The 10,581-nt window shown below is 55.4% G+C and carries 15 protein-coding genes; 12 read left to right on the top strand and 3 right to left on the bottom strand.

Annotated elements, in window-relative coordinates; genetic code table 11:
• Nucleotides 1-110 precede the first annotated feature (110 nt).
• On the bottom strand, nt 111-392 hold the full coding sequence (locus RC85_RS23250) for a hypothetical protein (RefSeq protein ID WP_068267139.1): 282 nt from the start codon (nt 390-392) through the stop codon (nt 111-113).
• A 353-nt stretch (nt 393-745) separates the two neighbouring features.
• On the opposite strand from RC85_RS23250, the gene RC85_RS27695 reads away from it, so the two are divergent.
• A complete protein-coding gene (locus RC85_RS27695) occupies nt 746-928 on the top strand; it encodes a hypothetical protein (RefSeq protein ID WP_149753632.1) in 183 nt (60 codons plus the stop codon).
• Between the two features lie 370 nt (nt 929-1,298).
• On the opposite strand, the gene RC85_RS23245 is transcribed toward RC85_RS27695, so the two are convergent.
• The gene (locus tag RC85_RS23245) at nt 1,299-1,544 is read right to left on the bottom strand and encodes a hypothetical protein (protein WP_149753631.1); all 246 of its coding nucleotides are present in this window, start codon (nt 1,542-1,544) and stop codon (nt 1,299-1,301) included.
• Nucleotides 1,545-3,026: 1,482 nt separating this feature from the next.
• Between RC85_RS23245 and RC85_RS23235 the strand changes: the two genes are divergently transcribed.
• From RC85_RS23235 to RC85_RS23205, 10 genes are all read left to right on the top strand, one after another.
• Entirely contained in the window at nt 3,027-3,572 is a 546-nt protein-coding gene (locus RC85_RS23235) for a hypothetical protein (protein ID WP_068267136.1), read from the top strand.
• 213 nt (nt 3,573-3,785) lie between these two features.
• Nucleotides 3,786-4,169 carry a hypothetical protein gene (locus tag RC85_RS27690; RefSeq protein ID WP_149752494.1) on the top strand — a complete coding sequence of 128 codons (384 nt, stop codon included), beginning with the start codon at nt 3,786-3,788 and terminating at the stop codon, nt 4,167-4,169.
• Nucleotides 4,170-4,284: 115 nt separating this feature from the next.
• Nucleotides 4,285-4,434 (top strand): hypothetical protein, encoded by a 150-nt coding sequence (locus RC85_RS27685; protein WP_162273242.1) that lies wholly within the window; start codon nt 4,285-4,287, stop codon nt 4,432-4,434.
• A 44-nt stretch (nt 4,435-4,478) separates the two neighbouring features.
• Complete coding sequence (locus RC85_RS27680; protein WP_162273241.1) at nt 4,479-4,937, top strand: hypothetical protein; 459 nt, start codon at nt 4,479-4,481, stop codon at nt 4,935-4,937.
• A complete protein-coding gene (locus RC85_RS27135) occupies nt 4,903-5,079 on the top strand; it encodes a hypothetical protein (protein ID WP_157594031.1) in 177 nt (58 codons plus the stop codon). The genes RC85_RS27680 and RC85_RS27135 overlap by 35 nt, the downstream gene beginning before the upstream one ends.
• Nucleotides 5,076-5,555 (top strand): hypothetical protein, encoded by a 480-nt coding sequence (locus RC85_RS23225; protein ID WP_068267134.1) that lies wholly within the window; start codon nt 5,076-5,078, stop codon nt 5,553-5,555. Before RC85_RS27135 ends, RC85_RS23225 begins: the two co-directional genes overlap by 4 nt.
• Nucleotides 5,556-5,912: 357 nt before the next feature.
• Nucleotides 5,913-6,095: a hypothetical protein gene (locus tag RC85_RS27675; RefSeq protein ID WP_149753333.1), complete on the top strand. Its 183-nt coding sequence runs from the start codon at nt 5,913-5,915 to the stop codon at nt 6,093-6,095.
• 583 nt (nt 6,096-6,678) lie between these two features.
• Nucleotides 6,679-7,122, top strand: a complete 444-nt coding sequence (locus tag RC85_RS23215; RefSeq protein WP_068267132.1) for a hypothetical protein — start codon at nt 6,679-6,681, stop codon at nt 7,120-7,122.
• 343 nt (nt 7,123-7,465) lie between these two features.
• Nucleotides 7,466-7,903, top strand: coding sequence for a hypothetical protein (locus tag RC85_RS27130; RefSeq protein WP_149753330.1), 438 nt, complete (start codon nt 7,466-7,468; stop codon nt 7,901-7,903).
• 104 nt (nt 7,904-8,007) lie between these two features.
• Nucleotides 8,008-8,382, top strand: a complete 375-nt coding sequence (locus RC85_RS23205) for a response regulator (RefSeq protein WP_160148266.1) — start codon at nt 8,008-8,010, stop codon at nt 8,380-8,382.
• A 137-nt stretch (nt 8,383-8,519) separates the two neighbouring features.
• On the opposite strand, the gene RC85_RS27125 is transcribed toward RC85_RS23205, so the two are convergent.
• The gene (locus tag RC85_RS27125; RefSeq protein ID WP_157594029.1) at nt 8,520-8,657 is read right to left on the bottom strand and encodes a hypothetical protein; all 138 of its coding nucleotides are present in this window, start codon (nt 8,655-8,657) and stop codon (nt 8,520-8,522) included.
• 1,095 nt (nt 8,658-9,752) lie between these two features.
• Here RC85_RS27125 and RC85_RS27120 point away from each other — a divergent pair.
• On the top strand, nt 9,753-10,247 hold the full coding sequence (locus RC85_RS27120; protein WP_157594028.1) for a hypothetical protein: 495 nt from the start codon (nt 9,753-9,755) through the stop codon (nt 10,245-10,247).
• Nucleotides 10,248-10,581 lie beyond the last annotated feature (334 nt).

Raw genomic sequence — 10,581 nt, 5'->3', positions numbered from 1 at the left:
GGTTCCTCGATCAATTCATACTCGTGTTGGCGATGCGACGCTTTACTCTTTGCTTGCACGACCGGCGACGACGTACCGTATCGGCGGCGATCTTCCTTGGTCACGCATCTTCACTGATCGCCGCCGATACGGAACGTCGTCGCCTCCAAGGTGGTTTCCACCGCAACTACGTAGCCGACGCCTGATGTCACGGACGACCGCATTAGAACGTTTTTCCCTGATTCAACCCTCTGCGGTAACGTCAAATTTGCCGACGACGATTGATTCTTTCCCTTCCGGGCCATCGTCGTCGGCAAATTTGACGTAACCGCAATCCCTTCGTTACACTGGCGTTCCGACTGGCCGCCTCGTAGGTGTCGGCCCCAATCGTAAACATGATCGCGGATAACCATGGGATGCACCGGAGTACGGCTTGCGCGATTTTCTGTGATGGTTAACTTTTCTCTCCGTACCCGGTGATCCCGGCCGTTATCCGACTGAGCCGCGGACGCTTGCTGCCCGCCTCGCGCCCTGCGGGGCACATCCAACGCACGACCAACCCCGCTTTGCCCCCAACGCTCAACCAATACTCACATTCAGACTGCCCTGCGGGGCATCAACCGACGCCCGAAATCCAATACTCAATCAATGCTGTAGTGCCGGATGCACTGCGTGGCATCAACCAACGCCTGTTCTTGGATACTCGATTTAATTCTGCTGGCCGAAACTTGCTCGAACGTCCAGTCTTTGCTACTCTTTCCACATGTTGATTGTCACCCACGGGGACGAAGTCCGCGCTGACGGACGACACCGCAATGGTGCGTTGCGGATAACCATCGCATGCACCGGAGTGGCGGCCGCACGCTTTTCTCTCTGCTTGCACGTCAAATCCCGCCACCTCGGTGATGCTTGCCGTTATCCGAGCGGGTGCGCTGTCGTTGATGCTTGACTCCGATTCTTGCCATTTTGTCTGAGTTCAATCAACGCTTCCCTGCGGGGCATAGATTGAAGTCGGACTTGCTGCACTCGCGACCCTCCGATTGTATGTCGAATCGAAATGTACACAAACTCCCAAGCACCTTGGCATACTGGCTCCATATTTCGCATGTACGCTTACGAAAACATCCTCCCCACCGATCTGTTAAATTGAACGCCAACTTTTGCGCGGTGCGAAACATTCCGAACTCCGATACAATGATCACTCCGTTGGCGAAAAACTTCGCGGCGGCGTCCCGCCGTTGTCTTCCGCTCTCGCGGCGGATGCTGGCGACGTCCCGTCGTTGTTTTCCGCTTGCGTGGCGGATGCCCGTCTGCAACCGTCAACTTTCGGTCACTTCGTAATCAAAACCCACGGATAACCAAGCGTTGCTGACGGAGCGGCGGTGGTCGGCTTGTTTTTCTGCTTGCACGTCTTGATCCGCCGCCCGCAGAACGCGGTCGTTATCCGAGCGGGTGCGCTGTCGCCTGTGCTTGATTCCGATGCCCACCATATTGCCTGACTTGATTCGATGCTGCCCTGCGGGGCACATCCAAAACTCGGACTTGCTGTAATTTTGGTTTTTCAATTCTGCGTCGCATGAAAACAACCACACACAAGCTTTGCGACACCTTAGGCATCCCGAATTCAACGCTCGAACACTTACCACCGTTTCTTGCCTTTACGCCGAACTGGAAGCTGAACGCTTAGTTTTTACGTGGTGTCACGTGCTGAACTCCGATACAATGATCACTCCAATGGTCAAAAGGTGGATGGCGGCGTCCCGCCGTTGTTTTCCCCTCTCGGTGTTCATGCTGGCGACGTCCCGTCGTTGTTTTCCGCTCGCGCGGCGTATGCCCGTTGGCTGCCGTCAACTTTCGGTCACTTCGTAACCCAAACCGACGGATAACCAAGCGTTGCTGACGGAGCGGCGGTGGTCGGCTTGTTTTTCTGCTTGCACGTCTTAATCCGCCGCCCGCAGAACGCGGACGTTATCCGAGCGTGTGCGCTGTCGTTCGTGCTTGGCTCCGATTCTCGCCATTTTGTCTGACTCGTTCCAACGCCGCCCTGCGGGGCACATCCAAAACTCGGACTTGCTGAACTCGCGATTCATCGATGTTGCGTCCCACTAATTCAAGCACACACAAGCTTTGCAACACCTCGGTCATCCAGACTCCTGCGATCGAACACGCACCAATGCAATTTGCCTCCTCACTGAACTGTGAACCAAACGGTCAAATTTACGTGGTGTCACAATGCTGGACTCCGATACAATGATCACTCCGATGGCTAAATTCTGGATGGCGGCGTCCCGCCGTTGTTTTCCCCTCGCGGGGTTCATGCTGGCGACGTCCCGTCGTTATTTTCCGCTCGCGCGGCGGATGCCCGTTGGCTGCCGTCAACTTTCGCTCACTTCGTAACCAATACCGACGGATAACCATGGGTTGTTCCGGAGCGGGGCTTGCACGTTTGTTTTTCTGCTTGCACGTCAAATCTTCCCGCCCGGAAAACCCGGACGTTATCCGAGCGGGTGCGCTGTCGTAAATGCTTGACTCCGATTCTCGCCATTTTGCCTGACTTGGTTCAACGCTGCCCTGCGGGGCACATCCAAAACTCGGACTTGCTGTAATCTTGGTTTTTCAATTCTGCGTTGCATGAAAACAAACACACACAAGCTTTGCGACACCTTCGGCATCCCGAATTCAACGCTCGAACACTTACCACCGTTTCTTGCCTTTTCACCGAACTGGGAACCAAACGCTAGCTTTTACGTGGTGTCTCAATGCTGAACTCCGATACAATGATCACTCCAATTGTAAAACGGTGGCTGGCGGCGTCCCGCCGTTGTTTTCCCCTCGCGGGGTTCATGCTGGCGACGTCCCGTCGTTATTTTCCGCTCGCGTGGCGGATGCCCGTTGGCTGCCGTCAACTTTCGCTCACTTCGTAACCAATACCGACGGATAACCATGGGTTGTTCCGGAGCGGGGCTTGCACTCTTATTTTTCTGCTTGCACGTCAAATCTTCCCGCCCGGAAAACCCGGACGTTATCCGTGATACCTAACGAGATCCATGCTTGACCAACGCAATCATTTGGTCCTGGAACTTCTCCGTGAATTCCCGGCAGAACCGATTCCTCCATATCCTCCTATGATGGGAATGGACCCGATGGGCCACGACGAGTACTCGCACTTCGCGGGACAACGCTGGACTGACGTTCCCGCTGAGTATCTTGAACGCGGGTATGACATTTCACCTCCAATTGGTTTTCGCTCGTGCGAACCTCCGCACATGTGGAACTATCACATACCCGGCTTCATTCGTATATCACTGCTTTACGAGGGCGAGTATGATGTCGTTGACAACTTTCTGTGGGGATTGCGGAACTCGAAGCCCCTTTTGGTGGTTGACCGGTTTGGCGATGATCCCTGGTGGTTCAGTGACACCGTTGGGGGAAACTATTCGACCCTTCAGATACGGCTGATCGTGAACTACCTCAAATATATGCAGCAGTTTGGAGTTGAACCGCAATATCAATATGACTGGGGTGGCCGCGACGACGAAATGCTTTCATCCTGGATGAACCATTTGGCGGCGGCAGAGCACGCTTCGCCGTAGATTAACCACGGCGGATAACCATGGCATGCACCGGAGCCGGGCTTGCAAGCGTTTTTTGATGGTCAACTTTTTCCTCCCGGCCCGGTGATGCGGGACGTTATCCGACTGGGTGCTCGGTCGTGCCGACGAACTCGAAGCTGCTCTGAGGGGCACACGCACGCCTTAGTTGGCTGATCGTTCAACTATTCCAACGCTTGGCTCTGCATCATTTACTTGCGATCGTTACTCTGGACCGTCCTGGTCGATTCCAACGGTTGCTCGCGTCGCGGGTCACCGACGGGGCGGGACGCCGGCGATACACGATCCAACCCTCGTCATGATTCGATCCCCGGTTCCGAAGACCTTTACCGCGATTCAAAACTTGTTCATGTGGCGACGTCTCGTGGGTGTCTTCTGCTTCGCAGGCTATGCTCGATTCAGTATGGCGGCGTCCCGCCGTTGTTTTCTGCTCGCGCAGGTCATGCTCGATTCACACCGATGTTTTCGCATTGCCTGTTCTCGCTCTTGTGCCTCGGGCCTGTCGCTGGTTTCCATCGTATCCCATGCCGACGGATAACCAAAGGATGCACCGGAGTGGGGCTTGCGGCTGTTTCCTGATGGTTGACTTTTCCGTCCCCACCCGGTGATCCTAGACGTTATCCGACTGAACCGCGGACCTTTGCTGCCCGCCTCGCGCCCTGCGGGGCATCTCTAATGCTCGACCAACAACGCTTTGCCCCCAACGCTCGACCAACATCGAAATGCCGACTGCCCTGCGGGGCACCAACCGACGCCTGAATTGCAATACTCGAACAACGCCGATGTGCCGGATGCACTGCGTGGCACCAACCAACGCTTGGTTGCTCGATTCAATACTGCTTGACCAAAGTTGTTTTGCCGGCGAAACTTTGTTATGCTTTCCCCACGGTGAATGTCACCCACGGGGACGAAGCCCGCACTGACGGACCGCATCGCAATGGTGTTTTGCGGATAACCATTGCATGCACCGGAGTGGCGGTTGCACACTTTTCTCTTTGCTTGCACGTCAAATCCCGCCACCTCGGTGATGCTTACCGTTATCCGACTGAGCCGCGGACACTTGCTGCCCGCCTCGCGCCCTGCGGGGCACAACCTACGCACGACCAAACCCGCTTTGCCCCCAACGCTCGACGAAACCGAAGTGCCGACTGCCCTGCGGGGCATCAACCAGCGTCTGAATTCCAATGCTCAATCAATGCCGACGTGCCGGATGCACTGCGTGGCACAACCAACGCCTGTCTTCCCGAACTCGATACACTGCCTCCTACCGCAACTTGCTTTGCCGGCGACACTCTGCTACGCTTCCCATACGGTGATCGTCACCCACGTAGACGAAGTCCGCGTTGACGGAACCTATCGCAACGGTGTTTTTCGGATAACCATTGCATGCACCGGAGTGGCGGCCGCACACTTTTCTCTCTGCTTGCACGTCAAACCCCGCCACCTCGGTGATGCTTACCGTTATCCGACTGAAATGACTCCACAATGAACATCAAGCCAAAATGGTCGATTGCCGCCTACGTGGGAATCACACTGTACGTCGCCCTCTCGAGTCTGACCGTGGATACTTCCACGACGAAGATCGTGGCACCCACAATGACCGGCCAGAACATACCAACGCCGTATCTCGCCTCGCTCCCCGCAGTCGCAAACAATCGTGGCGTTGTTCCTCCAAGCATCCAAAAGGCGTCGGTCACCGCTTACGTCGTTGAAACACATCGCGGATGGCCTTGGCGGATCGAAGACAACTACGGATACCGCTACGACATTTTCAACACTACAACCGGGTACACGGCCACCGTTTCTGGTTTCCCAACGAAAAGCGGCCTGAACACACTCAACTTGATCATAAATTTCCTCGGGACTTTGGCCGTATTTGCTGTTCTGCATCTTTCGGGCTTAATGGCTGTCCGATCCTTTCACTTGCTTGACTTGGCGACTAAGCGACCCCAATCGACCGGATAACCATGGGATGCACCGGAGTACGGCTTGCACGCTTTTCCGTGATGGTTGACTTTTCCCTCCGTACCCGGTGATCCCGGCCGTTATCCGACTGAGCCACGGACACTTGCTGCCCGCCTCGCGCCCTGCGGGGCATATCCCATGCTCGACCAAAACCGCTTTGCCCACAACACCCAATCAAAACTCGAGTCCAGACTGCCCTGCGGGGCACCAACCGACGCCTGAATTGCAATGCTCAATCAATGCTGACGTGCCGGATGCACTGCGTGGCATAAACCAACGCCTGTCTTCGAGTACCCGATTTAACGCTGCCCAACAAAACTTGCTTGACCTACCGCTCTTTGCTACGATTTACACACGGTGATTGTCACCCACGGGGACGAAGTCCGCGCTGACGGATCACATCGCAATGGTGTTTTGTGGATAACCATTGCATGCACCGGAGTGGCGGCCGCACGCTTTCCCCTCTGCTTGCACGTCAAATCCCGCCACCTCGGTGATGCTTACCGTTATCCGACTGAAGTTGCGTTGATTGAACCTTGATACCGACAGCGAACAAAGACCGGTTACCGAAATTCGTCGCGTATCCGCTGAACGCCACGCTGGTAACAGAAGCCTTCTCGGAACTTCCACAACTCAAACGTATGCAAATCTGGTTTACTTGTAACACTACACGCAACGCCAACGAGACAATGCACGTGCTGTCAGTCAGTTTCGACCATTTGGGCCGACTTTGGCATCTTGACCCCAGGGACAATCCAGATGCCGAAGGTTGTGTTTGGAACATCCGCGTGTCATCGGTACCTCGCCCTTTCAATGCTCATGTCCGCAACTCACTTATCGAATCAGGGCTGCATCAACTCGCAGACTGGATCGTGAAACCGCGATCCGATATCTGGTTTGCCTCGAATCACAGCGTCCTGCTATACTTCTCTCCTAACGATGACATTCTCTCCGTGGTCGAACATTCATCATAAGCCGAAGACGGCGGATAACCAGCGGTTGCACCGGAGCGGCGGTGGTCAGCTTTTTCGTTTGCTTGCAAGTCTTTCGCCGCCGCCCGGTGAACCGTACCGTTATCCGACTGATGCAACACTACGCTCGCTAACCACCGAAGGAGACAGACGTGAAGCCATTTGCTATCGCTGGGATTGCCTTGCTTACCCTCACTGTCACGCCAGACTTGTGCTCGCAGGGGCCGAACCCAATTCCTCTACCGAAAGCCGAACAACTCAAACGGCAATTGACGCTCGAGCGTCAGCGCATGCTATCTGCTTTAGCTGAAATCAACTACAAAGACAAAACCAACAGCTACCTTGCAGGCATCACTGGCATCTCATCCGTACTCGACGCGGCCACCGCCATCCTTAGGCAGGGGCTCTCCGATGGTGCAAGCGAAAGTGCCAAAGACTACGACCGGCGTATCGAAAAGCTCGAAGAAATGATTGCAAGCCGGGTGTCAACTGGCTTGTCAACAAAGGCTGAGCTTGCGACAGTACAGGCTGCCCGGCTTGATCAATTGCTGAAGCGGCTTCTAGATACCCACCACGGCGTATTGAATCACGGATAACCATTGCATGCACCGGAGTGGCGGCCGCACACTTTTCTCTCTGCTTGCACGTCAAATCCCGCCACCTCGGTGATGCTTACCGTTATCCGAAAGTAGAATCATGTCCCTGTGGGTCGAACGTGCCGTTAGCTTCACTCAGTCGCTCAGGCGACTCGGTGCAGATTCCGTTCGTGCAGCAGTTGCAAGCCCGCCTCTCACTGCGTCAGAGCTAGATGAACTGCGATCGACTCTCAATTCCCAAATTCCGGGCTCGCTTGCACACTTCCTTTGCACGGAATCTCGCTCATGTAACTGCGAATACTACCTGACGTTTCAGCACGAACCAAAAGCCTCGGCCATCGCGATGGTCGGTGCCGAAATGGCGTCCTTGTTCGCACAGACAAACGTCTATGGTGGCGCCAGCCTGTGCCAATCAGAGCATCTCGCCGACTGGAATTCCGAGAGCGTTCTCTCGGTCTTTGACGATATTGATCGTGATTGCGCTAATCTGTGGCGCAACACTTTCCTCTTCAAAGCAATTTCAAATGCAGACTTCCTTGGGCTCTACATCGCCGACGACTTAAACGATCCCCCGGTGGTCTACATGGATCACGAAGCGACAATCCACCGCCCGATCGCACCCACACTGGACCATTTTCTTAATGAATGGGAAAAACTTTGGTATGTGGGCCCCGAGTACTGGGAACTTGAGAACTTCATCGATCCCGATACCGGTTACATTAACGCTGATGCTGGGAACCTTTCAACACTTCATGCGCGTTTTCGCGGAAATGACGGATAACCATGGCGTGCAACGGAGCGGCGGTGGCCAGCTTTTCCGTTTGCTTGCACGTCGTTCGCCGCCGCCCGCTGACGCCTAACGTTATCCGACTTAAACTCTTGCCCATGCCGAATCCTGACCGCATCATGATCGCGATTCCTGACGAACGCGAAGCCGTCCGCGTCATTGGTGGGCTATCCCGCCTGAACTGCTGCACCGAGATACTGCCCAATGATGGAGAACTGCTCTCACACTTGACGCGGTTCCAACCACACCTAGTTTTGATTGATTGCTCTCGACAAGATTCGTTCACGCTTTGCGACCGGATCAAGAATGACCACAATGCAATGGTCGTGCTAATCTGCGAAACGTCCAACCTCGACGGCATTGACCGCGCCGTAACTGCTGGTGTAGATGACTTCATCCCGAAACCGCTGGAAGACGTTCAACTTTGCAAACGTGTGCTCAACATGCTAAAACTACGGCATCAATCATCCTGACCGGTGGCTACGCCAATGCTACGGATAACCATTGCATGCACCGGAGTGGCGGCCGCACGCTTTTCTCTCTGCTTGCACGTCAAATCCCGCCACCTCGGTGATGCTTGCCGTTATCCGACTGAACGCATGGAATTTCGCTACCAACTTGCAAACTTGAATCTGAGCACAAACGCTTGCGTTTCACCATTTCCACTCTGCTGCTTTTCATCGGTGCGTTCGCTCTCGCGTTCGCCATGCTTACGCACCCAACACAGGTTGGCTTTGAGATACTGCATTCTCTGACGATCCTCTCCGGTTGCACATCACTAGTTGTCGCTTTCCACGCAAATGGGCGACTCCAGACCTTCGCTTTGACTTACGGGATCTTTTCGCTAGCATCACCATTCTTTCACGCCTGCCCCGACTCGCTTGCGACCTGGGTGTACGAAAACATCACGCACGACGGCCCTAATTCCGTTCCCTCAGGCAACGGCAACGACTGGGTCGTTCGCGGACTTGTAAATACATGGTATTCTCTTCTGATTGCTCTGGTTGCTGCGTCTGTTGCTTCATCGCTCACCCTTCGGTTCAATGATCGCGGATAACCATTGCATGCACCGGAGTGTCGGTGGCAGACTTTTCCCTTTGCTTGCACGTCAATCGCCGCCACCTCGGTGATGCTTGCCGTTATCCGACTGGGCCGCGGACACTTGCTGCCAGCCTCGCGCCCTGCGGGGCACAACCCATGCTCAACCAAAACCGCTTTGCCCCCAACGCTCGACCTATACCGAAGTGCCGACTGCCCTGCGGAGCATCAACCGACGCCTAAATTCCAATGCTCAATTAGCGCCGAAGTGCCGGATGCACTGCGTGGCACCAACCAACGCCTGTATTCGAGCACTCGATTTGCTGCCCCTCGTCGAAACTTGTTTGACCAACGAAACTTTGCTACGATTTCAACTCGGTGATTGTCACCCACGGGGACGAAGTCCGCGCTGACGGATCGCATCGCAATGGTGGTTTGCGGATAACCATTGCATGCACCGGAGTGGCGGCCGCACGCTTTTCTCTCTGCTTGCAAGTCAAATCCCGCCACCTCGGTGATGCATACCGTTATCCGACTGAGCCGCGGACATTTGCCGTCCGCCTCGCGCCCTGCGGGGCACAACCTACGCCTCGAATCCGTGCCGCTTTGCCCCAACGCTCGACTAAGACTCGAGTGCCGACTGCCCTGCGGGGCATCAACCAACGCCTGAATTCCAATGCTCAATTAATGCCGACGTGCCGGATGCACTGCGTGGCACAAACCAACGCCTGTCTTCTAGCACTCGATACGCTCCTGCCCGACCAAACTTGCTTGACCGACCACTCCTTGCTACGATCAACACACGGTGACGGTCACCCACGGGGACGAAGTCCGCGCCGACAGACCGCATCGCAATGGTGCTTTGCGGATAACCATTGCATGCACCGGAGTGGCGGCCGCACACTTTTCTCTCTGCTTGCACGTCAAATCCCGCCACCTCGGTGATGCATATTGTTATCCGACTGAAATCGTCCGACGCTACGCGAGCACCCGATCGCAAATGATCCGCAAAACAATATCTGCCACCGTTACAAAAACCGGACCTGGCGGCACACCGTTACCTGGGCATCGCTGGCGTGTACGCCTGGATGACGGTACTGTAATCTGGGCCGCAATTCACGCACGCATTCGCACGACAAACACTCCGACGCTTCAGATTGGCGACGAGATCCGTGCATCCTGGGATGATGATACCGATACCTGCTCAATCGCACTGGAAGATTCACCCGTTGCATGGACCCCTCGCGGACGATTGCCGCGTCCAATTCGTCGCGCTGAAGACGCCGGCGACCGTTTCTAATTCCGGCCATTGCCTGCTTCTGTTCGTTTGACACGGCGGATAACCATGACATGCACCGGAGTGGCGGTGGTTAGCTTTTTCGTTTACTTGCAAGTCGTTCGCCGCCACCCGGTGATGTCTACCGTTATCCGATCAAGCAGCGGACATATGCCGTCCGCCTCGCGCCCTGCGGGGCACAACCTACGCATCGAATCCGTGCCGCTTTGCCCCAACGCTCGACTAAGACTCGAGTGCCGACTGCCCTGCGGGGCACCAACCGACGCCTGAATTCCAATGCTCAATCAATGCCGACGTGCCGGATGCACTGCGTGGCACTAACCAACGCCTGTCTTCT

This window comes from Rubripirellula obstinata (assembly GCF_001642955.1).
Classification (GTDB): domain Bacteria; phylum Planctomycetota; class Planctomycetia; order Pirellulales; family Pirellulaceae; genus Rubripirellula; species Rubripirellula obstinata.
This window is presented reverse-complemented; position numbering and strand designations above follow the sequence as displayed.